The organism is Streptomyces sp. NPDC091972 (assembly GCF_044756385.1).
Lineage (GTDB): Bacteria > Actinomycetota > Actinomycetes > Streptomycetales > Streptomycetaceae > Streptomyces.
Window position 1 is genome coordinate 835656 of sequence record NZ_JBIVSV010000001.1, and the last position, 24476, is coordinate 860131.

General features: G+C 72.7%; 27 protein-coding genes. 11 read left to right on the top strand and 16 right to left on the bottom strand.

The window, feature by feature from the left end:
- Window positions 1–48: 48 nt before the first annotated feature.
- The gene (locus tag ACIQJT_RS03925; RefSeq protein WP_402640090.1) at window positions 49–270 is read right to left on the bottom strand and encodes a DUF397 domain-containing protein; all 222 of its coding nucleotides are present in this window, start codon (window positions 268–270) and stop codon (window positions 49–51) included.
- 216 nt (window positions 271–486) lie between these two features.
- On the opposite strand from ACIQJT_RS03925, the gene ACIQJT_RS03930 reads away from it, so the two are divergent.
- The 3 genes from ACIQJT_RS03930 (at window position 487) to ACIQJT_RS03940 (ending at window position 3494) form a co-directional block, all read left to right on the top strand.
- The gene (locus ACIQJT_RS03930) at window positions 487–1068 is read left to right on the top strand and encodes an ATP-binding protein (protein WP_402639591.1); all 582 of its coding nucleotides are present in this window, start codon (window positions 487–489) and stop codon (window positions 1066–1068) included.
- A 28-nt stretch (window positions 1069–1096) separates the two neighbouring features.
- Window positions 1097–1639 (top strand): hypothetical protein, encoded by a 543-nt coding sequence (locus tag ACIQJT_RS03935; RefSeq protein ID WP_365458936.1) that lies wholly within the window; start codon window positions 1097–1099, stop codon window positions 1637–1639.
- A gap of 88 nt (window positions 1640–1727) precedes the next feature.
- The gene (locus tag ACIQJT_RS03940; protein WP_402639593.1) at window positions 1728–3494 is read left to right on the top strand and encodes an ABC transporter ATP-binding protein; all 1767 of its coding nucleotides are present in this window, start codon (window positions 1728–1730) and stop codon (window positions 3492–3494) included.
- Window positions 3495–3512: 18 nt separating this feature from the next.
- Here ACIQJT_RS03940 and ACIQJT_RS03945 read toward each other — a convergent pair whose 3' ends face one another.
- Window positions 3513–3860, bottom strand: a complete 348-nt coding sequence (locus ACIQJT_RS03945; RefSeq protein WP_365458930.1) for a hypothetical protein — start codon at window positions 3858–3860, stop codon at window positions 3513–3515.
- A 172-nt stretch (window positions 3861–4032) separates the two neighbouring features.
- Here ACIQJT_RS03945 and ACIQJT_RS03950 point away from each other — a divergent pair, with 172 nt between their 5' ends.
- The gene (locus ACIQJT_RS03950) at window positions 4033–4275 is read left to right on the top strand and encodes a DUF5133 domain-containing protein (RefSeq protein ID WP_365458927.1); all 243 of its coding nucleotides are present in this window, start codon (window positions 4033–4035) and stop codon (window positions 4273–4275) included.
- A gap of 24 nt (window positions 4276–4299) precedes the next feature.
- Here ACIQJT_RS03950 and ACIQJT_RS03955 read toward each other — a convergent pair whose 3' ends face one another.
- A complete protein-coding gene (locus ACIQJT_RS03955; RefSeq protein ID WP_402639596.1) occupies window positions 4300–5274 on the bottom strand; it encodes a GlxA family transcriptional regulator in 975 nt (324 codons plus the stop codon).
- 180 nt (window positions 5275–5454) lie between these two features.
- Here ACIQJT_RS03955 and ACIQJT_RS03960 point away from each other — a divergent pair, with 180 nt between their 5' ends.
- Window positions 5455–5910, top strand: a complete 456-nt coding sequence (locus ACIQJT_RS03960; protein WP_402639598.1) for a hypothetical protein — start codon at window positions 5455–5457, stop codon at window positions 5908–5910.
- A 117-nt stretch (window positions 5911–6027) separates the two neighbouring features.
- Window positions 6028–6243, top strand: a complete 216-nt coding sequence (locus ACIQJT_RS03965; RefSeq protein WP_053848107.1) for a hypothetical protein — start codon at window positions 6028–6030, stop codon at window positions 6241–6243.
- Here the strand turns inward: ACIQJT_RS03965 and tgmB are convergent.
- From tgmB to ACIQJT_RS03980, 3 genes are all read right to left on the bottom strand, one after another.
- The gene (tgmB, locus tag ACIQJT_RS03970; protein ID WP_402639601.1) at window positions 6237–7220 is read right to left on the bottom strand and encodes an ATP-grasp ribosomal peptide maturase; all 984 of its coding nucleotides are present in this window, start codon (window positions 7218–7220) and stop codon (window positions 6237–6239) included. The genes ACIQJT_RS03965 and tgmB overlap by 7 nt on opposite strands.
- Before the next feature lie 16 nt (window positions 7221–7236).
- Window positions 7237–7428 carry a putative ATP-grasp-modified RiPP gene (gene tgmA / locus ACIQJT_RS03975; RefSeq protein WP_053848105.1) on the bottom strand — a complete coding sequence of 64 codons (192 nt, stop codon included), beginning with the start codon at window positions 7426–7428 and terminating at the stop codon, window positions 7237–7239.
- A 131-nt stretch (window positions 7429–7559) separates the two neighbouring features.
- Window positions 7560–7877, bottom strand: a complete 318-nt coding sequence (locus ACIQJT_RS03980) for a YkvA family protein (protein WP_053848104.1) — start codon at window positions 7875–7877, stop codon at window positions 7560–7562.
- A gap of 213 nt (window positions 7878–8090) precedes the next feature.
- On the opposite strand from ACIQJT_RS03980, the gene ACIQJT_RS03985 reads away from it, so the two are divergent.
- Window positions 8091–9110 (top strand): hypothetical protein, encoded by a 1020-nt coding sequence (locus ACIQJT_RS03985; RefSeq protein ID WP_402639603.1) that lies wholly within the window; start codon window positions 8091–8093, stop codon window positions 9108–9110.
- A 16-nt stretch (window positions 9111–9126) separates the two neighbouring features.
- On the opposite strand, the gene ACIQJT_RS03990 is transcribed toward ACIQJT_RS03985, so the two are convergent.
- Genes ACIQJT_RS03990 through ACIQJT_RS04000 form a run of 3 tightly spaced genes read right to left on the bottom strand, consistent with a single transcriptional unit; the run spans window position 9127 to window position 12782 of the window.
- Window positions 9127–11244, bottom strand: a complete 2118-nt coding sequence (locus tag ACIQJT_RS03990) for a xanthine dehydrogenase family protein molybdopterin-binding subunit (protein ID WP_402639605.1) — start codon at window positions 11242–11244, stop codon at window positions 9127–9129.
- Between the two features lie 9 nt (window positions 11245–11253).
- Window positions 11254–12246 (bottom strand): FAD binding domain-containing protein, encoded by a 993-nt coding sequence (locus tag ACIQJT_RS03995; RefSeq protein WP_402639606.1) that lies wholly within the window; start codon window positions 12244–12246, stop codon window positions 11254–11256.
- Complete coding sequence (locus ACIQJT_RS04000; RefSeq protein ID WP_365458906.1) at window positions 12243–12782, bottom strand: 2Fe-2S iron-sulfur cluster-binding protein; 540 nt, start codon at window positions 12780–12782, stop codon at window positions 12243–12245. The genes ACIQJT_RS03995 and ACIQJT_RS04000 overlap by 4 nt, the downstream gene beginning before the upstream one ends.
- 111 nt (window positions 12783–12893) lie before the next feature.
- Here ACIQJT_RS04000 and ACIQJT_RS04005 point away from each other — a divergent pair, with 111 nt between their 5' ends.
- Window positions 12894–13553 carry a maleylpyruvate isomerase N-terminal domain-containing protein gene (locus ACIQJT_RS04005; protein ID WP_402639608.1) on the top strand — a complete coding sequence of 220 codons (660 nt, stop codon included), beginning with the start codon at window positions 12894–12896 and terminating at the stop codon, window positions 13551–13553.
- On the opposite strand, the gene ACIQJT_RS04010 is transcribed toward ACIQJT_RS04005, so the two are convergent.
- The gene (locus ACIQJT_RS04010; protein WP_365458900.1) at window positions 13546–14655 is read right to left on the bottom strand and encodes a hypothetical protein; all 1110 of its coding nucleotides are present in this window, start codon (window positions 14653–14655) and stop codon (window positions 13546–13548) included. The genes ACIQJT_RS04005 and ACIQJT_RS04010 overlap by 8 nt on opposite strands.
- 538 nt (window positions 14656–15193) lie before the next feature.
- On the opposite strand from ACIQJT_RS04010, the gene ACIQJT_RS04015 reads away from it, so the two are divergent.
- Window positions 15194–15808 (top strand): hypothetical protein, encoded by a 615-nt coding sequence (locus ACIQJT_RS04015; RefSeq protein ID WP_402639611.1) that lies wholly within the window; start codon window positions 15194–15196, stop codon window positions 15806–15808.
- Between the two features lie 36 nt (window positions 15809–15844).
- On the opposite strand, the gene ACIQJT_RS04020 is transcribed toward ACIQJT_RS04015, so the two are convergent.
- The 3 genes from ACIQJT_RS04020 to ACIQJT_RS04030 form a co-directional block, all read right to left on the bottom strand.
- Window positions 15845–16339, bottom strand: coding sequence for a lamin tail domain-containing protein (locus tag ACIQJT_RS04020; RefSeq protein ID WP_365458894.1), 495 nt, complete (start codon window positions 16337–16339; stop codon window positions 15845–15847).
- 83 nt (window positions 16340–16422) lie between these two features.
- Window positions 16423–17799, bottom strand: coding sequence for a glycoside hydrolase family 43 protein (locus ACIQJT_RS04025; protein WP_402639613.1), 1377 nt, complete (start codon window positions 17797–17799; stop codon window positions 16423–16425).
- A gap of 167 nt (window positions 17800–17966) precedes the next feature.
- The gene (locus ACIQJT_RS04030) at window positions 17967–19307 is read right to left on the bottom strand and encodes a jacalin-like lectin (RefSeq protein WP_402639615.1); all 1341 of its coding nucleotides are present in this window, start codon (window positions 19305–19307) and stop codon (window positions 17967–17969) included.
- 287 nt (window positions 19308–19594) lie between these two features.
- Here ACIQJT_RS04030 and ACIQJT_RS04035 point away from each other — a divergent pair, with 287 nt between their 5' ends.
- The gene (locus ACIQJT_RS04035) at window positions 19595–20488 is read left to right on the top strand and encodes a peptidoglycan-binding protein (RefSeq protein ID WP_402639617.1); all 894 of its coding nucleotides are present in this window, start codon (window positions 19595–19597) and stop codon (window positions 20486–20488) included.
- 10 nt (window positions 20489–20498) lie between these two features.
- Here ACIQJT_RS04035 and ACIQJT_RS04040 read toward each other — a convergent pair whose 3' ends face one another.
- Entirely contained in the window at window positions 20499–21884 is a 1386-nt protein-coding gene (locus tag ACIQJT_RS04040; RefSeq protein WP_402640092.1) for an alpha/beta hydrolase family protein, read from the bottom strand.
- A 154-nt stretch (window positions 21885–22038) separates the two neighbouring features.
- Between ACIQJT_RS04040 and ACIQJT_RS04045 the strand changes: the two genes are divergently transcribed.
- Window positions 22039–23016, top strand: a complete 978-nt coding sequence (locus ACIQJT_RS04045; protein WP_402639619.1) for an ABC transporter substrate-binding protein — start codon at window positions 22039–22041, stop codon at window positions 23014–23016.
- Window positions 23017–23025: 9 nt separating this feature from the next.
- Here the strand turns inward: ACIQJT_RS04045 and ACIQJT_RS04050 are convergent, their stop codons facing one another.
- The gene (locus ACIQJT_RS04050) at window positions 23026–23199 is read right to left on the bottom strand and encodes a hypothetical protein (protein ID WP_402639621.1); all 174 of its coding nucleotides are present in this window, start codon (window positions 23197–23199) and stop codon (window positions 23026–23028) included.
- Window positions 23200–23236: 37 nt separating this feature from the next.
- Window positions 23237–24388, bottom strand: coding sequence for an FAD-dependent oxidoreductase (locus ACIQJT_RS04055; RefSeq protein ID WP_402639623.1), 1152 nt, complete (start codon window positions 24386–24388; stop codon window positions 23237–23239).
- Between the last annotated feature and the right edge of the window lie 88 nt (window positions 24389–24476).

Sequence of the window (24476 nt, forward strand, 5' to 3'; positions counted from 1 at the left end):
GTGTGGGTGCGGGAGTCGGGACCCGGCTCGTCCCGGATCCCGGCCTCCTCACAGCAGGTGGTCGAACTCCCCGTCCTTCGCGCCGGCGAGGAACGCCGCGACCTCGGCCGGGGTGTAGACCAGCGCGGGGCCGTCAGGATCACGGGAGTTGCGCAGCGCGACACCGCCGTCGGTCAGCGAGGCCACCTCGACGCAGTTGCCCTCGGCGTTGCTGTGACGGCTCTTGACCCAGCGGGCGTCGAGCGAACTCGCCCGCACTCCGTTCTGCACTGGCACTGCAGTCTCCTTGCTGTTCACGATCTGTGCCGGGCGCCGCGCCCGGCCGTGCGGGGCGACCGGGGGCGCGCGACGGCAACCTCCGTGGCCCCACCCGTTGTTCGCGCAATTTCTCGTGCAATTGCACGCGGGCGCCTTCAGCGTGGATAATAGCTCCGGCGTCAACCCCTGCGGGTGCGCCCCGTCTTGACGTCGCATCAAGGAGATGCCGTGTCGTCACCTGCGAACCACGTGCTCCGGCCGCCGAGCCCGGCCGCGCCGGAGGTGGGTGATGCGGGCCCGGCCGGTGAGAACCTGCGGCGTCCGCGCCCGGCCGCCGCGCCACGGCGACCGGCGTCCGGCACGGGACGGGGCTCCGTACCGCCGGGGCCCGGTTCTCGCGGCTCCGCCACGCTGCTCGTCCATTGCAGCGCACAGGGATTCGCCCGGGCCCGCGCCTTCACACGCGAGACGCTGAGCTGCTGGTCCCTGGGACACCGCAGCGACGACGCCACCCTCGTGATCACCGAACTCGCCGCCAACGCCGTGGCCCACGCGGTGCTGCCGCCCGCGGCGCAAGGTGCGGCCGAGGTGTGGCTGGGGCTGTCCTTCGACCCCGCCCATCTGCTGGTGACCGTCTCCGACCCCGGTGACGAGCCGCCCGCGTACGCCCCCCGAGACGTCACCGCCCTGCGGGAGAACGGCCGGGGCCTGCACATCGTCGACGCACTGGCCGAGGAGTGGGGCTGGACCGCACGGCCCCCGGCCGGCAAGACCGTCTGGGCCAAGCTGTCGACCGCCCCTCCTCCCTGACATGACCGCCGCGGAAAGGTTTCACGCCATGCGCACCGCTCCGGACCAGCCGAGCAACGAGCGCACCAGCCGCCCCGTGCCCACGACCGGGGTGGCGCGGACCACGCCCCTCGCGGCGCTGAGCCGGGTGCCCTGGGGCGAGATCCAGGACTCCACCGGCTGCGCCGCCGCCATCCCCCTGCTCCTCAACAGCGTGGCCTGGGGGGACCCCGAGACCGCCAGCGCCGCGCTCGGCGACCTGCGCCGGCGCATCTGCCAGTACGGCTTCGTCGTGGAGCAGGCCACCGCCGCCACGGTCCCCTTCCTGTGGGAGCTGGCCCAACTGCCCCAGGTGACCTGCCGGGCGGAGATCATCCACCTGCTCAGGAGCATCGCAGGTGCCCGTCAGTGGGAGAGCACGGCGGCGGTCTACCCCAAGCTGCTCAACCACCGCGAGAACCCCGTGGTGTGGGAGCGAAGGGCCCGCCAGGCCGTTCGCGCCAAGAGCGGTGCCCTCAGCCGGCTGATGGCCGACGACGACAGCGAGATCGCCCACGCCACCACGGAACTCGCCCGCACTCTGGACGAGTAGGAGCAGCGGCCGCCACCTGGTGTAGTCCTGGCCGGTGAGGGGGAGAAAGCGCTTGCCCTCCACACGGCAACCGGAAGGACCACCGACGATGGCCTCGTCGCTGGAAAGACCGCTCGACCATCGCTACCGAGGCGAGCACCCGATCCGCACACTCGCCTACCTGCTCCGCGCCGACCGCCGCCGACTGGCCGCGGCCGTCGTGGTGTTCACCGTCAAGCACAGCCCGATCTGGCTGCTGCCCCTGATCACCGCGTCCATCATCGACACCGTCGTCCAGCACCAGCCGATCTCCCGGCTCTGGACGAGCACCGGCGTCATCCTGTTCATCCTGCTGGTCAACTACCCCCTGCACCTCCTCTACGTCCGCCTCCTGTACGGCAGCGTGCGCCGCATGGGCACCACCCTGCGCTCCGCCCTGTGCACCCGCATGCAGCAGTTGTCCATCGGCTACCACTCCCGGGTCAGCGCCGGCGTGCTCCAGGCCAAGGTGGTGCGGGACGTCGAGACGGTCGAGCAGATGGTGCAGCAGACCGCCGAGACCGGCCTCGGCGCCACCACGGTGCTGATCGGCGGTCTGGTCATCATCGCCGTACGGACACCGGAGTTCGTGCCCGTCTTCCTCGTCGTCGTGCCCGCCGCGGCCCTCGTCGTGGCCCGCCTCAGGGCCCGGTTGCGCACCCACAACGAGCACTTCCGGCACGAGGTCGAGACGCTCTCGTCCCGGGTCACGGAGATGACCCGCCTCATCCCGGTCACCCGCGCCCACGGCCTGGAGGGCAAGGCCCTGCGCCGCATGGACGGCACCCTGCGCCGGCTGCTGACCTCCGGGATGCGCCTCGACCTCGTCAACGGCCGCTTCGGCTCGCTGGCCTGGGTCGTGCTCAACGTGGTCGGCGTGCTGGTCCTCGCCGGTGCCGCGCTGGTGTCGTACTACGGCGTCTGGGGCGTCACCCCCGGCGACGTCGTGATGCTCAGCGCGTTCCTGACCACGCTCACCAACTCCACGACAACGTTGGCAGGGCTCGCCCCGGTCATCACCAAGGGCCTGGAGTCCGTGCGTTCCGTCGGCGAAGTCCTCCAGGCGCCCGAACTGGAGGACAACGAGGGCAAGACCGAGGTCGACTCGGTGCGCGGGGCCGTCGAGTTCCGGGGCGTCGGCCACAGCTACGACAACGGACGGCCCGCCGTGCGGGACTTCACCCTCTCCGTCACCCCCGGCGAGACGATCGCCCTCGTCGGCGCCTCCGGCGCGGGCAAGTCCACCGTGCTCAACCTCGTCATCGGCTTCATCCGGCCCACCGCGGGACGGCTGCTGCTCGACGGGAGGGACGTGAACACCCTGGACCTGCGCACCTACCGGCGCTTCCTGTCCGTCGTACCGCAGGAGTCCGTCCTGTTCGACGGCACGATCCGCGACAACGTCGCCTACGGCATGGACGACGCCGACGAGCGGACGGTGCGCGCGGCGCTGCGCGACGCGAACGCCCTGGAGTTCGTCGACCGGCTGCCGCAGGGCCTGGACACCCTGGTCGGCGACCGCGGGGCGCGGCTGTCGGGCGGACAGCGCCAGCGCCTGGCCATCGCCCGCGCCCTGATCCGCGACCCGCGGGTGCTCGTCCTCGACGAGGCGACCTCGGCCCTGGACACCCGCTCCGAGGCGCTCGTCCAGCAGGCGCTCGCCCGGCTGCTGCACGGACGGACGACCTTCGTGGTCGCGCACCGGCTGTCGACCGTGCGGGGCGCCGACCGGATCGTGGTGATGGGGGAGGGCCGGATCCTGGAGACCGGCACCCACGAGGAACTCCTGCGCCGCGGCGGGGCGTACACCGCGCTGCACGCCGGACAGCTCGCCTGAGGCCCGGCCCGCCCGGGTTCAGGCCGCGCTGCTCCGCGGCACCCGGCGGGGGCACGTCGAGTCGTGGTCGGTGCCGCAGCTCGTCCACCAGCGTTCGCAGCACGCGGTGTCGAGCTCGGCGCGGACGATGTCGTCGGCGGCCCCCGCGCCCGGCCCGCCGGCCCGGCCGCGCATTTCGGCCAGGGTGCGTCGCTGGTCCTGGAGCACGCTCTCGCGCACGACCGCGATGACCGGGACCAGGCTCGCGGCGGCGAACAGACACGCGGTCCACGGCGGGCCCTGGCGCAGCGCGAGGGCCGCGGTCCAGGCGAGTCCGGTGCTCGTCGCGAGATAGAGGGCACTGAGGAGACCTGCGGAGCGGTTCATGGGCGTATACCGTTCATGTGCGAGGGATGCCCCTTGTTCAACGGTTTGCGGCCCTTGGGGAAGCGGGTCCGCCCGCACGGTATTGCGCCAATCGCGTGCCGGGGAGCGGCGGACGGGATTGGGCCGGCGCACAGGGGGCATACGAGCGGAAAATTCGAGAGAGGGGCGCTTCGTGCTCGTTCCGGACCCTAAGGCCGTCAGAACCCTGCTGACCCGCTACGCGTCACTGAGGATCGCCCAGGCGGAGAGGGAGAGCCCGGCGACGGCTCGTGAGCTGGAGGACGTCAGTTACACGCTGTGCGTCATGATGGGCACCACCGACGTCCACGAGGCGGTCGCCAGGGCCGACGCCCTGCTGCCGGCCGCCGGGTACGCGGACCCGGACGGTGAGGACAGCCTGCCGCTGGCGGGATGACGGCACACCGGGCCCGGCGGACGGTCAGGGACGCGCCGCCGCCGGGACGGCGTCCTTCGCGTTGAATGCCGCGCGGTACGCCTGCGGGGTGGTCCCGACGACCCGGCGGAAGCGCTCCCGGAACGCCGTGGGGGAGCCGAACCCCGCCTGCCGCGCGATCCGTTCGACCGGGTGGGCGGTGTTCTCCAGCAGGTACTGCGCACGCCGCACCCGGGCCCGCAGCAGCCACTGAAGCGGTGTGCTGCCCGTCTGCTCCCGGAACCGGCGGCTGAAGGTGCGCTCGCTCATGCCCGACCGGGCCGCCATCGCCCCGAGGGTGATCTCGTGGGCCAGGTTGTCCTCGACCCACTCCAGCACCGGCTCCAGCGTCGAACCGCGGGGCACGGGCGGGTGGTCGTGCACGATGAACTGGGCCTGCCCGCCCTCGCGTTCGAGGGGCATCACCGACATCCGGGCGGCATGGGCCGCGACCGCCGACCCCAGGTCCCGGCGGATCATGTGCAGGCACAGGTCGAGGGCCGCGGCGGCTCCCGCGGAGGTCAGGATCCGACCGTTGTCGACGTACAGCACGTCCGGCTGGACCTCGACGGCGGGGAAGCGCCGTGCCAGCTCGTCCGCGGCCGCCCAGTGCGTGGTGGCGCGCAGCCCGTCCAGGAGCCCGGCCGCCGCGAGCACGAAGGCGCCCGCGCACACGGACGCGATCCTGGTGCCGGCCGCCGCGGCCTCCCGCAGCGCCGCCAGGGCGCGCGGGGAGGGGGGTGCGGCGGTGGGGGAGCAGCCCGGCACGATGACCGTGTCCGCGTCGGCGAGGGCTTCCAGACCGTGTTCGACCCGCAGGGCGAAGCCGCCGTCCGCGCGGACCTCGGGCGACTCGGCGCACAGCCGGACCCGGTAGGCGGGGCGGCCGTCGGGCAGCCGCGTCCAGTCGAAGACCTGCATGGGCGCCGCCATGTCGAACGGCACCACGTCGTCGAGAACGAGGATCACCACGGAGTGCATGACCGCCACGATAGGCAGGTTCCCGCCACCGCCGCGACCACGGGTGCAGGAGGAATCCCCTGTCCGGCGGGTTGGCGGGAATCCGTCGGCAACTGTCGTTTCAGCCTCTGTGTGATCACCCGCCGCCTTTCTAGCGTGGACGGGCACCGCCGACCGCACCGGAGAGGGATCCGCCACCCCATGAGCAAGTTCCTGCTGACCCTGCACGTCCTCGTCGCCATCGTCGCCGTGGGGCCGGTGACCGTCGCGGCCAGCATGTTCCCGCCCGCGGCCCGCCGGGCCGGCGCGGAGGAGGCCGGCGTCGGCACGGTACGGCTGCTGCACCGCATCTGCCGGGTCTACGCGGCCATCGGCATCGCGGTCCCCGTCCTCGGTGTCGCCACCGGAGCGGCGATGGGCGTCCTGGGCGACGCCTGGCTGACCGCCTCCATGGTGCTGACGGCCGCGGCCGCCGGAATCCTCGCCGCCTTCGTCCTGCCGAGGCAGGACGAACTGCTCGACGCGTTGACCGGACAGGGAAGTGTCGAACGCCGGACCACCGCCCAACTGGCCATGTTCACGGGCCTCTTCAACCTTCTGTGGGCCACCGTGACGGTCCTGATGATCGTCCGCCCGGGGTCCACCACCGGCGCATGACCGCCCGCCGGCCGTCAAGCCCGGAACCGGAATTCGCACGTCGGTGCGTGGAGGCGCCTAGACTCGTCAGCCGTGCCCATGCGCGTGGGCCCGCGAAAACGAAAGGCGCGTTGACGGGTGTTCCAGGATTCCCCCATCTACGACCGACTCGTCGCCGAGCGCGGCGACGTCCCCGCTCTGACCCGCAGGGAGGCCGAGCGCGTACGCAGGGAACTGGAGTACGTCATGCGGCCGTTGCAGTCCCTCATGCCCCCGGCCGCTCCCGAGCGCCCGGCCTCACCGGGCCAGGGATGGGTGCCCGCCCTGCCGCCCGCCGCCCCGCGGCCCTACTGATCCGGTCTCAGGACGCCCCGGTGCTCGCCCCGTTGACGGGGCAGCGCGGGACCGGGCCGGGCCAGCCACTCGGCGATGCTGCGCGCGATCGGCTGGCCCGTCTCCACCTCCACGAAGCCGAACTGCCCTGACTGGTTGCACTCCAGGAACCACCAGGTGCCGTCCGCGTCCTCGGCGAAGTCGAAGGCACCGTAGGCCAGTTCCGCCGCCCGGAGATAGTCCAGGACGGCCCCGGCCACCCGCGGCGGGACCTCGGCGGGCTGCCAGGGAGCGGTGGACGGGGCGAACCGTACGTCCACCTCGTCGTCGGCGCCCGCGGCCTTCCGGGCGGCCAGCATCGTCTCGCCCACGACGGTCAGGCGGATGTCGGCCCGCTTGGCCACCCGCCGTTGCAGCAGGGTCGGGCCGAACGCGACGGCCGAGAAGTCGGTGTCGGGCGCGACCCGGCTGGTCGGCACCGCCCGCGGCGGGTCCTGCGGATGTGCCCCGGAGACCGGCTTGACCACGAGGTCGGGATAGCGCTCGGCGAACTCGCGGGCGGCCTGCGGGAACGTCGTCACGATCGTGGCCGGCACGGGCAGTCCGCAGCGCTGGGCGAGCCGTAGCTGCCAGGGCTTGTGACGGGCCCGGCGGGCCGCGTCGGGATGGTTCATCCAGCGGGCGTCGCTGCCCCGGAGCATGCCGTACAACGCCTGGGCGGACTCCTCGGTCAGCCACTCCGAGGGTGCGGCGGCCCGCGCCGCTGGTGTGCCCGGGCGGCGGACCCAGATCGAACGCAGCCCGGAGATGCCCACCAGACGGCCGCCGACCGACAGGTGGCCCCGGAAGGTGCCGTGCACGTACTCCCCGGACAGCGCGACGCCGTCGGTCAGGTCGGCCGGGTCGAGCCGAACCACCGGAACCCCCGTGGCGTTGAGGTGCACCACGACCATGTCGGCCGTGACGTCCTCTTCGCAGGTAAGAATCAACACGGTCATCGGACGTCGGCCGTGTTCAGTCGTCGAAGTGAGTCTTGGAGCCCGCCGTGCTCGTGGTGGTCCCCAGTTCCCTCATCAGCGCGTGGTCGCGGGCCGCGACCCGGCCGTCCATGAGCACGTTCAACTGCAGCCCGGAGTCGTAGACGTACGGAGTGGTCGCCTCCAACGCCGCTGCCGGGCGTGCGTAGTTGAGCGCGAACGGTTGCATCGTCTCTCCCTCGCCGGTACTGCCTCTCACCGACGGCCTCTCCCCACGACGCCGTCAGGTCAGCCGAGTTGCTTCGGCTTCCAGAGACTTATACGAATCGAACGAGTGATTGGTTTCCTTACACTGCGTAATCACGGCCGCCGGACGGTCTCCCCGTCCCGCCCGTCGAGCCGCAGCGCGGCCCGGTCGGCGGCGGAGCCGCGCAGGGTGCGCAGGGCGAGCAGCAGGACGCCGATGTCGTCGAGGTACACCGGGTCGGGAACCAGGTCGGTGGGCAGGACGAAGTACAACAGGGCGCCCCAGAAGACCCAGCGGGGCCCGGTGGGCAGCCCCGCCCGACGCAGACCGCGCCGGGTCCTCACGAGCCGCACCAGCACCCCCACGGCCACCGCCAGCACCAGCGCGGCCAGCACCACGGCGGCGACGATCAGTGCTGTGCTCGAGTCCACGAGCCGACCTCCTCCTCCGCGCGCCGGACGGCGCGCTGTCTGACGGATTCCCGCATCCGGCCCCCCTAGGCCCGCCGCGGGCCGCACTCACACCCGTGGCTCATCCGAGTGGCACGCCGCCGTGTACCCGCTTACGAATGGGGTCATCTCAATGCCGCGGTCGCACGACGGGGGCGCGTAGGAGCGACCGCAACTCTTTGTCTGGAGCAGAGCATGACCACCGGCCCGACTGAAGCCTTCCCGAACGAACCCGCCATACCGATGGACCGGTCGTACGGCGATCCCGTCGGCGACCTGGTACGTGCCGCCGTGGCCGACCGTCCCCTGGAGGACGTCGTCCACCTCATCACCCTGCTGGAACAGTCACCCCAGTACGCGCAGTCCACCGCCGCGGCCCTGCGCGCCGTGGGCGTGGACCGGTCCGTGGAGGACGTCACCCGGCTCGTCGCCCTGCTGACCCGCCCGCCCCGGGACGCGGACAGCGCCGACGAGGCCATCCGGGCCGCCGCCGAGTCCCGTCCCGTCGAGGACGTGACCCGTCTGGTGGCCCTGCTGAACCGGTCCGAACTGCAACCCCACTGCGGACAGGAGGCGGTACGCGCGGCGGCCACCGGCAGGCCCGTCGAGGAACTCGTCGAACTCATAGGGCGTCTGGCCACGGAACCGCCCCCGCAGCCCTCGCCCGAGATGTACGAGGCGTACGACGAGGAGTTCCGGCCCGAACCGGAGGTGCCGCAGGCGAGCGCCTTCCCGGCCCCGCCGCCGCATCCGCCCGCGTCCGGGCGGACCCGGAGCGCGGCCCTGTGGCCGAGCAGGATCGCCGCCCTGGCACTGCTGGTCTGCGGTGTCCTGTGCTTCCCGCTCCAGCAGGACCGGGCGTCCGTGCAGGTGTACGGGTTCGCGCTCGGGGTGTCCCTCCTGTGCGTGCTGCTCGCCGCGATGACCCTGCGCCCCGCCGTCCCGGTCCTGGCCCTCGCGGTCGTCGTGCCGGCCGGGGTGGCCGCGGGCCAGCTGCTGAACGGGCAGTTCCGCTCGGCCGGGCTCGCCCGGGCCCTGGAACTGCCGCTGGCCCCGGCCTGGCTCGCGGGGACGGCGGCGGTGTGCGCGTCGCTGGCCGCGCTGACCGCACTGGTGGTGCATGTCGCCACGCCGCCACCGCCGGAGCACGTGCTGGCACGGCGACGGACGGCGGAGGCCATCCGCGAGGCGGCGGACGCCCCCCTGGCCCGCTAGCCGGCGGGTGCGGAGGCTAGGAGCCGCCCCTCTCCCGGAGGCCGCCGAGGACGCGGTCCGGGGTGAGGGGCAGCTCCCGCAGGCGTACGCCGGTGGCGTGGAAGACGGCGTTGCCGATCGCGGCCGCCGTTCCCACGATGCCGATCTCGCCGATGCCCTTGCTGCCCATGGGGTTGAGGTGGGCGTCGTCCTCGTCGATCCAGTGCGCCTCGATGTCGGGCACGTCGGCATGCGTGGGCACGTGGTACGCGGCCAGGTCGGACTCGGTGAAGTCACCGAAGGCGGCGTCCACCGTGCTGCCCTCGGTCAGCGCCATGCCGAGCCCCATGGTCATGCCGCCGACGAACTGGGAGCGCGCGGTGCGGGCGTTGAGGATGCGCCCGGCGGCGTACACCCCCAGCAGCCGGCGCACCCGGGTCTCACCGGTGACCGTGTCGACGGCGACCTCCGCGAAGTGGGCGCCGAAGGCATGACGGGCGTAGGGGCTGTCGGCGTCCGCGCGGCCGGCGGTGTCGGCACGGACCTCGATCCCGTCCGCGGGCAACGGCCCGCCGGCCAGGCGTTCCGTGAGCCGGGTGCACGCCTCGTGCACCGCCCAGCCCCAGGACGCGGTGCCCGACGAGCCGCCGGCGAGTGACGCGGCGGGCAGGTCGCTGCGGCCCACCTCGGTCCGCACCCGGGCCACGGGTACCGCGAGCGCGTCGGCGGCGATCTGCGCGAGCACCGTCCGGGCGCCCGTGCCGATGTCGGTGGCGTTGATCCGTACGACGAACGTCCCGTCGGGCAGTGCCCGCGCCGCCGCCGTGGACGGTTGCGCCATGACGGGATAGAGGGCGGCGGCCACTCCCGAGCCCACCAGCAGCGGGCCCTCGGCCCGGGAGCGCGGCCGTGGGTCCCGCTCGGACCAGTGGAAGCGCCGGGCGCCCTCGCGCAGGCACTCGACCAGGTGCCGGCTGCTGAAGGGCTTGCCGCTGTCGGGCTCGGTGTCCGGCTCGTTGACGATCCGCAACTCCACCGGGTCCATGCCGAGTTCGACGGCCAGCTCGTCCATGGCCGACTCCAGGGCGTACATGCCGGGCGCCTCGCCGGGCGCCCGCATCCAGGACGGGCTGGGCACGTCGAGGGGCGCCACACGGTGGGCCGTGCGGGAGTCGGGGGCCGCGTACATCACCCGTGCGGGCACCGCGGCCTGCTCGACGAACTCCTTGATGCGCGAGGTGTGGGTGGTGACCTCGTGGAGGAGGGAGGTGAGCCGTCCGTCGGGGCGGGCCCCTAGGCGCAGCCGGTGCAGGGTGGGGGCGCGGTGTCCCACGACGGAGGGCAGAAGACGGCGGGGAAGGGCAAGGGTGACCGGCCGTCCGGTGTGCCGGGCGGCCATCGCGGCGAGCACCACGTCCGGCCGGGGTGTGCCCTTGGAGCCGAAACCGCCGCCCACGTGCTCGGCGTGCACGGTCACGTGGTCCTCCGGGAGGCCGAACAGGCCCGCCAGGACGGCGCGTACGACCGTGGAGCCCTGAGTGGAGGTGTGCACCGTGAGCCGGCCGTCGTGCCACTCGGCCGTCGTCGCGTGCGGTTCCATCGGGTGGTTGTGCAGCGGGGGCACCCGGTAGCCGGCGTCGACACGGACCGGGGCGGACGCGAACGCGCCCTCGGGGTCGCCGTGTTCACGGGTCCCCGGGAAGCCGCCGTTGGCCTCCTCGGGGGCGTACGCGTCCGGGTGCGTGGCGGTCAGGATGACGTCGTGGTCCTCCACGACGTAGTCGACCCGCACGGCGGCGGCACCCGCGCGGGCGGCCTCCAGGGTCTCGGCCACCACCAGGGCCACGAACCAACCGCGGTGCGGCACACGGGAGTCGCGCAGGACGGCGAGGGTGGGGTCCTCCGGCTCGGACAGCCTCGGTGTGTTCTCGTGGGTGAGCACGGCGAGGACTCCGGGCACGTCCAGAGCGGCCCCGGTGTCGATGCCGGTGACCCGGCCCCGGGCGATCGCGGCGGGCACGGGCCAGGCGTGCGTGCGGCCGGGACGGGGCTGTTCCGCCGCGTAACGGGCGGTGCCGGTGACCTTCTCGCGGCCCTCACGGCGCTCGACGGGAGCGCCCAGAGCGGTGGCGGTGCCGTGCGCGGTGGCGTCCATGCGTCCTCCTCAGGCCCTGGCGGCCGCGGTGAGCCGGGTCAGGACGTCCACGGCGAGCGAGCGAGCCAGCGGCACCTTGTAGGCGTTGTCCCGCAGCGGCTCGGCGGCGGACAGCTCCACTTCGACGGCGTGCTCGAACGCGTCCGCCGTGGGTGCCGCGCCCAGCAGCGCCCGCTCGGCCCGCAGCGCCCGCCACGGCCGGTGCGCCAGCGCCCCGAAGGCGATCCCGGCGTGGTCCACCACCCCGTCCGTCACCCGCACCACGGCGGCCACCGAGGCGAGGGCGAAGGCGTACGACGCCCGGTCCCGGGCCTTGCGGTAGGCGGACGGCAGCCCGGCCGAGGCCGTCGGCAGCAGCACCCCGGTGACGAGTTCGCCGGGCAGGATCTCGGTGTCCCGCTCCGGCTGGGCCCCCGGCAGCCGGTGGAAGTCGGCGACGGGGACACTCCGGGCGCCCCCGGTGCCGTACAGCTCGACGCGGGCGTCCAGCGCGGCGAGCGCGACGGCCATGTCGGAGGGGTGGGTGGCGATGCAGTGCGGGGAGTGCCCGAGCACCGCGTGGTCCCGGTGCACGCCCTCGCGGGCGCCGCAACCACTGCCCGGTTCCCGCTTGTTGCACGGTTTGGAGACGTCCTGGAAGTAGGGGCAGCGGGTGCGCTGGAGCAGGTTGCCGCCCGTGGTGGCCGCGTTGCGGAGCTGCCCCGAGGCGCCCGCGAGCAGCGCCTGGGACAGGGCCGGGTAGCGGGTGCGGACGGCGGGATGGGCGGCCAGGTCGCTGTTGCGGACCGTGGCGCCGACGCGCAGCGAGCCGTCCGGGAGCTCGTGGATGTCGTCGAGGGGCAGCCGGCTGACGTCGACGAGCACGTCCGGCTGTTCGACGCCGAGCTTCATCAGGTCGACGAGGTTGGTGCCGCCCCCGAGGTAGCGGGCGCCGGGCCGGGCGGCGAAGAGCTCCGCCGCCTCCTCGGCGCTGGTCGCGCGTACGTAGTCGAAGGTCTTCACCGGATCACGTCCTCGACCGCGTCGACGATGCGTGGATAGGCGCCGCACCGGCACAGATTGCCGCTGAGCCGTTCGCGGATCTCGTCCCGGTCCAGCGGGACGGAGTGCCCTGCGGGGGTGTCGCCGGTGACGCGCGAGGGATGGCCGGCCGCGGCCTCGTCGAGCATGCCGAGGGCCGAACAGAGCTGGCCCGGGGTGCAGTAGCCGCACTGGAAGGCGTCGCGGTCAAGGAAGGCCCGCTGGAGGGGGTGCAGTGCGTCCCCTTCACCGGCGAGACCCTCGACGGTGCGGACCTCGCTGCCGTCCAGGGCGACCGCGAGCAGCAGGCAGCTGTTGACCCGGCGCCCGTCCACCAGGACCGTGCAGGCCCCGCACTGGCCGTGGTCGCAGCCCTTCCTGGCCCCCCACAGGTCGAGGTCCTCGCGCAGGACGTCGAGCAGGACGCGCCGGTGGTCGACGAGGAGAGTGCGGGGTTCTCCGTTGACCGTGAGCTTCGTCTCCGAGCAGGTGGCGCTGTCGTTGTTCTCGCCGCTCATGATGACGGTGACCTTCCGGACGGACCGAGGTGCTGTCCCCACCGCGTATCCACAGCGGGCCCTCCGACACCTCCCGTCACGCCGGGAGAGCGCCCTGCCTAGGCTGGCCCCATGAACGCCGACGTGCTGCGCGCCGCCTACGGGGCCTTCGCGGCCGTCGTACGCCCGCTCGGGGACGAGGAGTCCTGGCGGCCCACCGGGTGCACCGGCTGGGCGGTGCGCGACCTGGTCTTCCACTGTGTCGGCGACGCCCAGCGGGCCCTGGTCGCCCTGCACACGCCCGTGGCCGGAGCAGCCGACCGGGACGCGGTGACCTACTGGCGGGACTGGGCGCCGGACCCGGTCGGCGCGGCGCACGGCCGGCGCTGGAGCCGGGTGTGCGCCGGCATGTTCCTCGACTTCGGCCAGTTGCGCGAGCTCTACCTGGGGACCACCGCGGCCACCGTGCACGCCGCCGCGGGCGTCCGGCCGGACCTGCGGGTCTCCACGCAGGGACACGTGCTGACGGCCGAGGACCTCGTGCACACCCTCGTCGTCGAGGCGACCGTCCACCACCTCGACCTCGTCACCGACCTGCCGGAGGCCGCCGGGCCGTCCCCGGCGGGCCTGGCCGCGGTGCGCGCCACCCTGGACGGTCTCCTCGGCCGGCCCGTCCCGCTCGACTGGAGCGACGAGCACTACGCCCGCGCCGCCACCGGGCGCACTCCGCTCACGGACGCCGAACGCCTCGCCCTGGGTGCGGACGCGGACCGCTTCCCGCTCTTCAGCTGATCTGCCGGTCCTGTTCCCCGTCGCGGGCCGGGGGCCGCAGGGTGCCCTTCCAGCGCCCGAAGGTCCTGGACAGCTGCTGCAACGGCGAGGTGGCCTCCGGATCGGCCCGGGGCTCGGGAACCGGGGCGTTCTCGCGGTAGATCGCCAGTGCCTCGTTGGCCCGCTCGGCGGCCTCCCGGTACAGGTCCCGGGACTTCGTCATCGCCTCCAGCGCCTCGGCGTACATCGCCACGAGCGCGCGCTCGCGTTCCAGCTCCTCCTGGAGCGTGAGGAGCTGCCACTGCTCCCGCAGCGCGGTCAGGGCCGCCTCGCCGCCGTCCGGCAGCGGCTTGGGCATCGCGGCGTAGCGCGTGACGGCCGCGATCAGTTCGGCGGGTTCCGAGCCGTCGAGGAACACACTGCGCACGGAGAAGTCCTGGCCGTCGTACCCGGGTGGCACCGGCGTCCCGGGCAGCACCACGGCTCCGCCGCGCGGCACCTCCACGCCGAACTCCTTCACCGCCCAGTTCAGGACCCGCAGCTGGTGAGGCTGCGCCCGGTGCTCGACTACCCGGTGGCGCAGGCTCGGCGGCAGCATGTCCGCCAGCGGGCGGCGGCCGCGCTGGTCGGTGGTCATGGCCTCGTGGACGACGACGTGCACGGCCCAGCTGCGGCGCACGGCCTGCCGGAGCACCCGCCGCACCTCCTTGTCCTCCTCGGGCAGCACGCTCAGGTCCCGCAGCCGCAGCCCGGTGGCGGCGTCGCGGTCCCAGAAGACGTCCTCGCCGTCGGGCCAGAACATGGTCGCCGGGGAGGGCCATCGCAGATCCCACGGCGCCTCCGCCTCGGCCGCCAGCACCCACTCCTGTCCGCCGCTCGACACGGGGGCGAGCGAGAGCCGGGCCCGGACGGTCACCTCACCGGCCACGCGCCAGCGGGCCTCGAAGATCCGCTCCGGGGCGTCCCCGGTCTCGGACGGCTCCTGGAAGTCGTCGAGGGTCGCGCTCTCCTTCAGTCGCTCCAGGTTCCGGCGCAGGACGTCGGCCGCGTCGGATCCGAGATGACGGCCGCGGGCCAGCCAGACGGTGGAGGGTGCGGGGTCTGCGGTGGGAGTGCTTGACATGGGTCCATCTGTGGAAGGGGGTGGTGTGTGCCGGGGCCAAGTATCGTCGCCGCCGGCCCCTGCGGACCAGGCGGGTCCGGCAGACGGACACACCCGGCATGCGGTGCCCGTCCGCCCGGGTCACTCAACACGATCCGTCCCGCGCACACGGGGCGCACACGCCGTGCACCGAGCAACCGCCGTTCACTCGTGCCCTGTTCATGGCCGGCACGCCAAAATGACCTCTCGAACAGGGCCCGCCCACCATCCGCATTGGGGCGGGCCCTGTTCGCGGTCACCGCGCCGTCCTGCGTCTGTTGCCCGCCTGCTACCGGCGCGAGCGCGAGGAGGAGATGGTCGAGACGTACCTGTGGGACGTCGACCAGGAGACCCAGGAGCAGAGCCGGCCCACCGTCGCAGAGGTGGGGAGTGTCGTCGCGCTAGCGGGGCGCCCCGCCGGTACGCCGTGCTCGGCTCCGCCCGTCCTGCTCCAGGCGGCGTCCGCCGTGGTCGACCGCGTCCTGGGGCTGACCTGGGCGTCGTCCCGGGGTGGCAGCCAGTGGGACATCTTCACGGACGGCTTCGTCGGCCACGGGTCTGGGCCGGCGTCGGCGCGGTCACCCAGTGGTTCCTGCCGCTGTTCCGGACGGTCGCCTGCCGCGCCCCCCTGCGCGACCACCGCGGCCCCGCCCAGGTGTCGGCGCTGGTCGCGGCCCTGCCCACGCTCTGGCCGCTGGCCGATCTTCTCTGGGTCCGCGACTTCGTTCCCTCGGACACCGCGTACGTCGTCGCGGCCGCCGTGCCGGCCTGGGCGTCGGCGCTCGCGCTGTGCGCGGCCCACCACCGTGACGCGCCCCCGGCGGCTCTGCCCGCGGGCGCGCCCGGCCTGGTCTTCGCCGCCTGCTGCGCGTTGCTGGGCGGCTCCGTCGTGGCGCTGCCCGGGGCCGACACCGTCTGGGCGCTCGTCACGTGCTACCTGGTGACGGCCCCCGCCTGGCTGCTGTACCGCGTACGGGGCGAGAGCCGCGTCCCCGCGGGAGAGGCGGCCGCCCTCGCGGCACTGGGGCTGCTCCTCCTGGCGGTCCGGATCACCGCCGTCCGCCCGTGGCTGGACCTGCTGCCCGGGGCGCTGGCGTCGGCGTCCTCAGCCAGGCGGCGGCCCTGGTCGCACTGACCGCCGCGCCGGCCGTCGTGAGCGGACGCGGCCTGCTCAGCCGTGGTACGTGATGTACCCGTTGCCGTCCCGGTCGTCGGCGCTCTTGGTGTACGCGTGGGTGTCGGCGTGCGCGCCCGAGGGCTTGTAGAGGCGGATCGTGTCCTTGTCGTTGTTCCAGAGGAAGTTGCAGTTGTTGCGGTAGACGACGTTGTTCGCGTCGGAGTCGGTGCCGCGGCCGCCGCGCAGCTTGACGTAGTCGCCGGGCTGGAGCGTGTGGTTCTTCGTGAACGTGAACTTGTTGGTGCTGGTGGAGTCCCTGACGACGTACCCCTTGAGGTTCACGGTCGCGGTCCGCGAGTAGTTCTTGATCGTCAGGTACTCGTCGTCGGTGTTGCCGGTGGAACAGCTGTTGGAGTCCCGGCCCGGGGCGTCGTACTGGACGCCCTTGACCTTCAGCGCCGACGAGTACTCGGTGGCGTGGGCCGGGACCGCGGTCAGCACGGTCAGCGCGCCCGCGGCCGCGACGGCGGCTATGTGTCCTCTGCGCATGGAAAAGCCCCCCTGTGAAGGTCTCGTGAAGAAGACCTGGAGCGTATACAACGTGAGGCGCGGAGGGGGGCTTTTCGGTTGAATCAGTAACCGACCCGGAATGTGGCGTCTTGCTTCTCGGCGGCGGTGGAGACCGGGTCGATGCGCAGTGCGTAGTTGAAGTGGCGGATGTAGCGGGTCGGGTTGTTGTAGGAGCGGAAGGAGGCCCAGCTCGCGTCCGCGAGGCCCGCCGTGCGGTAGAAGGTCGCGTCACCGGCGAAGGCCGACGTGCCGTCGTTCGCGTCGAGGCGGAGCGCGTAGTCGTAGTGCCGCAGATAGCGGTCGGGGTAGTTGACGGACCGGAAGGACACGCCGGAGCCGTCGGCGAGACCCGGGACGAGGGCCCACAGCGAGTCCTTGTAGGGCTCGACCGGGTACTCGTCGATGCGGCCCAGGTAGTTGGAGTGCCGCACGTAACGGGCCGGGTAGTTGTAGGACTTGAGCCGGTTCCAGGTCGGCGCGCCCCACCTGGCGAGCAGGTTGTCGTACTCGGTCCTGGTGATCGTGGCGATGCCGCAGTGCTTGGAGTTGACCGGCTGGGTGTAGGTCTTCTGGTCCAGGGCGGTCCAGGTGCCGGTGGCCGGGCTGCCGGCCTGCCACACGTAGAAGACGCCGTTGGGGGTGTAGGTGTCGCCCCACAGCCACCAGGTGCCGGAAGTGAGGGACTTGACGACGGTGGGGGCCTCGGTGCCGCCGTGGGCCACGCCCGCGCTGTACTCGGTGAAGCTGCCCGGGTTCAGGGTCGTGGACCTGGCGCTCACCAGCGTCTGGTTCTTCTTGAAGAACAGGTAGTTGTAGCCGTTCACGCCCACGGCCATGTCGCCGTCGATGACGTCGTAGCCGGGGTCGAAGAAGACCTGCGGCGCCGAGGTGGTGACGAAGTCGTCGGTGTAGTTGACCATGATCACGTTGTGGCCGCTGGAGTTGACCGAGGAGTAGATGACCGCGTACTTGCCCTGGCCGGCGTCCCAGAACGCCTCGGGTGCCCAGCTGTGGGTGGTCATGTCGTGCAGCTTCAGGCGCCGGTAGCCGGTGAAGGTGCGCAGGTCGGTGGAGTCCCAGACGTGGATGTACTGGCTGTTGTAGCTCCAGTCGGTGCCCTTGAGGTCGGTGGCCAGGACGACGAAGGTGCCGTCCTGCTTGCGCATCAGGAACGGGTCGCGCAGTCCGAGGGCGCCGGCGGTGGGGGTCACCAGGGGGTTGTTCTGGTTGAGGGGTGTCCAGTTGAGCCCGTCGGGGCTCACGGCCAGGTGGAGGCCGTAGTCGGTGCCGTCGCCGAGGTTGGTCGACTCGGTGAAGTAGACCATGGCGTACGCCGAGTCGGCGGCGTGCGCGGTGCCGGAGCCGAGGGTCAGGGCGAGCGGCACGGCGGCCGTCATGCCCAGGAGGCCGCGGCGGGACAGGTGGGGGTTTGCGCTCATCGTGGTCTCCAGGGTGGCGTGCGGGGGCACCAACTGGCCGGTATTTCGAACGAGGTTCGGTAAATCGATCAGAACCTAGAGCCTGGTCATGGGCGCGTCAATCGCCGTGCCGCCCTTTTGTGTTTCCTGTGGCTCCGGGGCGCTCGGAAGCGCCCCGGACGGAGGGGTCAGTGCCGCGTGTAGACGAAGCCGACCTTGTCGACCGCGTCACCGGAACGCCCGTGGAATCCGGCGATCTGCCACCCGGCGGGGGCGGTACGGGTCACGCAGTCGGAGGTGGCGGTGCCGCCGGCCAGTGTGCGGCCGAGGCTGGTGGTGAACTTCGCGTAGAAGATCCGCGTGTGGCCGTTGTGCTCGCCCTGGCAGAGCTGGGCCGCGGTCACGTACTCGCCGCTGCCCAGAGTCAGGGAGGACGCGGTGCCGCCGGTCCCGCCGTGGGCGAGGGTGGTGCCGTTCGCCAGCGTGAGGCTCATCCGGTCGACCCGGGAGCCGCTGCGCAGCTCGACGGCGGTGGCCCGGGCGCCGGCGGGGACGGCGGTGATGTCGTTGTAGTAGTCGCCGTGCGGGCCGCCGAACTGCTCGCTGAGCTGGTAGGCGGGGTTGCGCGACCAGGTGAAGCCGACGGCGATCGGGTCGTGGTCGGAGAGCATCAGGTCGTCGCCGGTGAGGAACTCGGCGTGCTCGTTGTCGTACGAGGTGGCGTCGAGGGAGACGAGCTTGCTGCCGCGGTAGAGGACCTTGTCGACGACCTCGCAGGTGTTGGGGACGGTGGTGCCGCTCTGGTCGCAGACCAGGGCGTCGCTGCCCTTGGCGGGCGGGGTGCCGCCGCGGACGAGCTGGACCCAGGGGTCGGTGAGTCCGTTGGCTGCGGCGAACTCGGCGATGGTGTCGCCGGTGCGGGTGTAGCGGGTGTTGGTGTCGCCCATGACCACGACGGCGTTGCCTGCGGAGTGGGTCCTGATGAACGCGGTGAGCTGGTTGAGGTTGTCCGCGCGCGAGGCGAGGTCTCCGTCGCTGGTGCCCGCGTTGGTGTGCAGGTTGTAGAAGTCGACGTAGACGCCCTCGGCGAGGCGCTCGCGCATGAAGGTGAAGCCCTTGGGGGTGAGGCAGTCACCCGAGTCCACCTGGCAGGAGTTCCAGCGCACCCGCTCGAAGTCGTCGGTGTCGTAGGGGATCTTGGACAACGTGTTCAGGCCGCTGCCGATGCCGGCACCGCCGCTGGTCGGGGTGCGGTGGGCGTGGTTCGTGTCGGCCGCGTAGAGGCGGGCGTGGTAGTTGAAGTCCTCCTGCACGTGGACGATGTCGTACGGCGCGATCCGCCGGCCGATCTCCGTGGTGCTCGGCTCGCGGGGCGTCGGTGCGCTGGAGATGGCCTCGGGCAGGCCGGCCACGTTGTAGCTGAGCACGCTGAAGGTGCCCGAGTCGGCGGCCGTGGCGGAGGGGGCGGCCGCGGTGAGTCCGCCGAGGACGGCGGCGGCCGCCGCCAGGGCGGCGAGGAGTCTGCGCATGGGGAGTGTCTCTCCTGGAGGAGTGGCGCGGGCAAGGGAGCGGGGCGGGACAGAAGTTACCGCTGGTTACCCCATGTTGTCGCCGCCCTGCGCACTCCGGGGCGGTCAAGTCCCCTGTCTCGGAACGGGTGTTGGGGCCACGCGTCCGCCGCCGTTCATGTGGCCTTCATGCGCGGTGGCTGAATTTCGGCCCTGAGGACGCCGCGGTTCCGGAGTGATACGGGTTGTGGAATTTCCGCGCGGCATATCTGTCTACGATATGAAGATCGTAGGGAGAGGGAACGCACGTGAGTGAACCACCAGTCCTCGTCTGCCCGGAGTGCGGGGCGCCCAGGGCGGCGGACGGCACTCCCTCCTGCTCCTGTGCGCACCGCGCCTCCGAGGCCCACCGCGAGTCCCGTACGGCCGAGGCGGCCGCGGCGGAGGACTTCGACCCGGTGCGCATACGGCCCTTCGTGGAGGTCGGCGAGGAACCGTCGGGTCCTCGACCTCCCTTGCTCACCGGGCACTTGGCCGATGTCACCATGGCCCCGGCGGACCCGGGCGGGGCGTCCGGCGAGGAGTCGCACCCGGAGTTCCCGGCCGACAGCGGCCCCCACGGGCGCGGGCGGCGGAACCTGGTCGTCGCCGGGGCGGGGGCGGCCGTCGCCGTTCTCGTCACCGGTGGATTCGTCGGCGGGCTCTTCACCTACGACGGTCCGACCCGGGACGGTTCCGTGGCCGGCGGAGTGCGCGCGGGCGTGCCGGAGGCGCCCGCGTCGTCGAGCAGCCCGTCCGCCACGGCCCCTTCCGTGACGGCGAGTTCGTCGCAGTCGTCCGCGCCGCCCTCGTCCTCGCCGAGCGCGGAGTCCAGTGGCAGCGCCTCCCCGACGGTCACCGCCACCCCGACCGGGGCCCCGTCGAGCGCCGCCGCCACCGCCACGGCGGCCCCCGGCCCGACCGTGTCGAACGGACAGCCCCCCGTGCTCGGCCTCGGCGACCAGGGGCCCGAGGTCGTCGAACTCCAGCTCCGGCTCCGGCAGGTCGGCGCCTATGACGGAGAGGCCGACGGCGACTTCGACCGGCAGGTCCAGAGCGCGGTGCGCACCTACCAGGTCACCCGCTTCATCCTGACGGACGAGTCCGGCGTCTACGGCCCGGCGACGCGCGCCAAGCTCGAGTCCGAGACCTCGGAGCCCTGACGGCCGGGCGCTACTTCCGCTGCCCGTCGGCTGGGTGCGCCCGGTCGTAGGGGCGGGGGTAGGCGGCCGGAAGGTAGGGGACATAACGGGCCGGTGAGGCCGGATCGGCTTGCCGGCCACGGGAGTTGAGCGCGGCCGGATCGCTGCCGCGCCAATGGCCGCTGCTGATCCGGTCCTCCAGCGCGTGCAGGGCGGCGATCTGCTCGCCGGGGCTGAAGGTGCAGTGGCCCGCGTTGCCCACGTAGCGCCGGCGCAGCAGGGGAGCCGAGCCCCCGGCCGTGGCGGTCCGGCGGTAGGCGCTCTCGGACTGCACCGGGATCAGTGCGTCGCCGGTGGTGTGGATGTTCAGTTGCGGCTTGGCGAGGCGCCCGGTGAAGGCGCTGGTACGGCTCATCCAGTCGACGGCGTTCCGGTCGGCGCGGATGCGCGGGGCCCGGTCAAGGGTGTCGAGGTCGGACTTCAGGGAGAGGCCGGCCTTCGTGTACAGCTCCTCGACCTCCTTCAGGTAGGGGGAGTCGCGGAGCATCGCGCGGTAGTCGACCCCGGTGTTCCACGACGGGTTGCCGCCCGCCCGGGACTCGGCCTCCTGGCGCCAGACGAACGCGGGGAACTTCACCAGTCCGACAAGGGCCTGGTACTGGTTCGACTGCTGCGCGTCCCGGTCGGTAGGCGCGGGCCGTGGCTGTGCGGGGTCGTTCCAGCCGGGGATGTTGTGCAGGGCGGCGGCGAGCGCGATGCGGGCGCGTCCGTCGGCGGTCCGCTGGGCTTCGGTGAGGACGGCCGTCATGGCGTCGGACGCCCGGGTCGCGGCGGTCGTGCTCGGCAGGCCGGTCAACGGGATGCCCGAACCGGGCGCGAGGAGTGTCCGCAGCGCGAACACCGGGTCCAGCGTGCTGTTCCAGTTGGCGACACCGCCCTGGACCAGTCCGCACATCGACAGTGAGCCGGCGAGGCGGGACGCGTGGCGTTCCGCGAGGGCGGTCGTGACGAGACCGCCGTAGGAGGTGCCCCAGGCGATGGTCCGGCCGGCGCGTCCGAAGCGGGCGGTGAAGGTGTCCAGGGTGGCGAGCTGGTCGGGGACGGCGTCGGTCACGGCCCAGCCGGTGGTGGCGTACGAGGACCCGATGAGGGCGTAACCCTTTTTCAGGAGAAGGGATTTCGTCGTGTCGTCGGGTGCGTTGCGGGCCGGGTTGGGGACGCCGGCCGGTGTGTAGCCGTGGCTGTAGAGGAGGACCGTGCCGTTCCAGTCGGCCGGTACGTCCATGAGGTAGGTCGCGCCGGACGGCAGCCGGCCCTCGACGCGGGTGTCCTCGGCGGCATGGGCGGCCGGGGTGAGGGGGGCGGCGAGCAGCAGGGCCGCGACGGTGACGAGCGTACGGGTGCGGATGCGGTGCATCACGAGACGTGGGCTCCTTGGACGCAGTCCGGTTGTCCTGCGGTCGGGGGACTGACATCGGCGAAGGTAGGCGTGTACATTACGGGCGTCAATGATGTGCACAACATCAGCGAACGGGTCGTGAGGCGTTCCGACGCCTCGTCAGGAGGGCCCCATGCGAAGGCGCTTGCTCGGACTTGCCGTTGCGGTGGTGACCCTCGCGGGCGCCGCGGGATGCGGCTCGTCGGACTCCGGGAGCGACGGCACGACATCCGCGAGCGGGGGGAGGAAGACCCGGGTCACGGTGGGGGTCATCCCCATCGTCGACGTGGCACCGCTCTATCTCGGCCAGAAGAAGGGGTTCTTCGCCGCCCGGGGGATCGAGCTGCGGACTGTCACCGCGCAGGGCGGCGCGGCGATCATCCCGGGAGTGGTGAGCGGTCAGTTCCAGTTCGGCTTCAGCAACACCACGTCCCTGATGCTCGCGCAGACCAAGGGCGTTCCCGTGAAGTCCGTGGTCAACGGGGCGGCGACCAACGGCAAGGTGGGCGCCGACGTGACCGGCGTCCTGGTGAGGAAGGACAGTCCGGTGAAGTCCGCGAAGGACCTGGCCGGACGCTCGGTCGCCGTGAACACCCTCCAGAACATCGGGGACACCACGGTGCGTGAGTCGGTGCGCGAGGCCGGCGGTGACCCGGGGAAGGTGAAGTTCGTCGAGATTCCCTTCGACCAGATGCCGGCCGCGCTGGACGGGGGCCGCGTGGACGCCGCGTGGATGGGGGAACCGGCGCAGACGGTCGCCAAGGCGCAGGGCGCCCGGGTCGTCGCCTCGCCCTTCGCCGAGACCGACCCGAAGCTCACCGTCGCGACCTGGTTCACCTCGACGAAGATCGCGGGGCAGGATCCCGACCTGGTGAAGAGGTTCACCGAAGCCATGACCGAGTCACTCGAGTACGCGACCGGTCACCCCGAGGAGGCCCGGCAGATCCTCACGGCCTACACCAAGATCAGCGGCGATGTGCTGAGCGAGCTCATCCTGCCGAGCTGGCCGGCCCGGGTGGACCTGGCCTCGTTGGAGAAGCTCGCCGCCCTCGGCGAGGAGGACGGCATCTTCGACGGCAGGAAGCCGGACGTCCGGGCGTTGTTCTCCTGAAGGCCGGGCTCAGGCCTTGGCCCGCCGCCCGCTGCGGCGCGGGGCGGGATCGGAGCCGCCCAGCAGCTCACGGCGGCGCTCCTCGCCGTGCTCCGCCCCCTGGATCACGACCTGCCGAAGCCCCTCGGCGAGGTCACGACACCGGCCGTCGCTGAGGCCGGCCTGGTCTCCGACCAGCCGCACGACCCGTTCTCCAGGCGCCGGCGCACCAGGTCACATGCTAGAGGGGGTGACGTTCGACCCAGAGGTCCGCGTCCCAGTCCAGGAGCCGGACGAGGTCCTCGTCACTGGGGCGGGAGGCGGCCGAGGGGGTGTGGGTACCCCGGGAGATGTTGCCGCTGACGGTGATGTTGTGCTCCACGCGCGGGCGCCGCAGCGTCTCGTAGAGGGTGAGCGCGGTATCCGTGTCCGGGGCGTCCCGCAGGGACTTGGCGAGCACGACCGCGTCCTCCAGCGCCATCGAGGCGCCCTGGCCGGTCGCGGGCGAGGCCGCGTGGGCGGCGTCGCCGATGAGCAGGGTCCGTCCGGAGCGCCACCGGGTGCCGGTGGGGATCTCGGTGGCGTTGGTGACCATGAGGTCGTCGCCGGTGGCCGCGACGAGGTCCGCGGCCGGTGTGCTGTCCTTGCGCAGCAGCGGCAGCAACCGCTCGCGCCAGTCGGCGGGCGCGCCCTGCGCCATCTCCTCCGCGGACAGCGGGCCGCCGGTCACCCGGGCGAACCAGTACGCCTCCCCGTCGGGCGACACCGCGTAGCCGAACGCGGCACCGCTGCCGCGGACCATGGTGATGCACGCGTCCGCGCCGGAAGGCGCCCCGGCGCGCGTGTAGCCGTAGAAGACGTACTGGCCGGCGTGGAACGGCCGCGTCCCGGGGGAGACCGCCCCGCGGACGGCGGAGTTCAGGCCGTCGGCGCCGATCAGCAGGTCGCCGGTCGCGGTGGTGCCGTCGGCGAAGTGCGCGGTGACCTCGTGGGGGCCGTCCTCGACGGAGACCAGCCGTGCGCCGTGCCGGACGGGGACACCGCGGCGCGCGGCCTCCGCCTGGAGCGCGGTGTTGAGGTCGCCGCGGCGCAGGCACCGGTAGTGCAGGAGCGGGTCGGAGACCTCGCCCATCGGCCCGTGCGCCCGCTCGGCGCCGGTGTCGTCGAGGACCCGCAGCGAGGTCAGCGGGAAGCCGATCGAGGTGACCGCCGCGGAGGCGCCCAACTGGGCCAGGGCGCGCATGCCGTTGCTCGCCAGGGTGAGGAACGCGCCGATGTCCTCGGCCGAGTCGGGATGGGCCTCGTGCACGACGGCCTCGAAGCCCGCCCTGTGCAGCGCCAGAGCCGCCGCCGTACCGGCGATACCGCCGCCGATGACCAGTACGCGTGCCACACCCACCCCGTTCGTCCCGCGTCGGCCCGCACGGTCGTACGGACACGAGGGGAACGACGGGCCGACGGCGAGGGTTCCGGACACGGCA

Excerpts from the sequence above, each read along its gene's own strand:
- ACIQJT_RS03935 (WP_365458936.1), top strand. The coding sequence starts at position 1,097 with ATGCGCACCGCTCCGGACCAGCCGAGCAACGAGCGCACCAGCCGCCCC.
- ACIQJT_RS03940 (WP_402639593.1), top strand. The coding sequence starts at position 1,728 with ATGGCCTCGTCGCTGGAAAGACCGCTCGACCATCGCTACCGAGGCGAG.
- ACIQJT_RS03945 (WP_365458930.1), bottom strand. The coding sequence starts at position 3,860 with ATGAACCGCTCCGCAGGTCTCCTCAGTGCCCTCTATCTCGCGACGAGC.
- ACIQJT_RS03955 (WP_402639596.1), bottom strand. The coding sequence starts at position 5,274 with ATGCACTCCGTGGTGATCCTCGTTCTCGACGACGTGGTGCCGTTCGAC.
- ACIQJT_RS03960 (WP_402639598.1), top strand. The coding sequence starts at position 5,455 with ATGAGCAAGTTCCTGCTGACCCTGCACGTCCTCGTCGCCATCGTCGCC.
- tgmB (WP_402639601.1), bottom strand. The coding sequence starts at position 7,220 with ATGACCGTGTTGATTCTTACCTGCGAAGAGGACGTCACGGCCGACATG.
- tgmA (WP_053848105.1), bottom strand. The coding sequence starts at position 7,428 with ATGCAACCGTTCGCGCTCAACTACGCACGCCCGGCAGCGGCGTTGGAG.
- ACIQJT_RS03985 (WP_402639603.1), top strand. The coding sequence starts at position 8,091 with ATGACCACCGGCCCGACTGAAGCCTTCCCGAACGAACCCGCCATACCG.
- ACIQJT_RS03990 (WP_402639605.1), bottom strand. The coding sequence starts at position 11,244 with ATGGACGCCACCGCGCACGGCACCGCCACCGCTCTGGGCGCTCCCGTC.
- ACIQJT_RS04000 (WP_365458906.1), bottom strand. The coding sequence starts at position 12,782 with ATGAGCGGCGAGAACAACGACAGCGCCACCTGCTCGGAGACGAAGCTC.
- ACIQJT_RS04005 (WP_402639608.1), top strand. The coding sequence starts at position 12,894 with ATGAACGCCGACGTGCTGCGCGCCGCCTACGGGGCCTTCGCGGCCGTC.
- ACIQJT_RS04010 (WP_365458900.1), bottom strand. The coding sequence starts at position 14,655 with ATGTCAAGCACTCCCACCGCAGACCCCGCACCCTCCACCGTCTGGCTG.
- ACIQJT_RS04020 (WP_365458894.1), bottom strand. The coding sequence starts at position 16,339 with ATGCGCAGAGGACACATAGCCGCCGTCGCGGCCGCGGGCGCGCTGACC.
- ACIQJT_RS04025 (WP_402639613.1), bottom strand. The coding sequence starts at position 17,799 with ATGAGCGCAAACCCCCACCTGTCCCGCCGCGGCCTCCTGGGCATGACG.
- ACIQJT_RS04030 (WP_402639615.1), bottom strand. The coding sequence starts at position 19,307 with ATGCGCAGACTCCTCGCCGCCCTGGCGGCGGCCGCCGCCGTCCTCGGC.
- ACIQJT_RS04040 (WP_402640092.1), bottom strand. The coding sequence starts at position 21,884 with ATGCACCGCATCCGCACCCGTACGCTCGTCACCGTCGCGGCCCTGCTG.
- ACIQJT_RS04045 (WP_402639619.1), top strand. The coding sequence starts at position 22,039 with ATGCGAAGGCGCTTGCTCGGACTTGCCGTTGCGGTGGTGACCCTCGCG.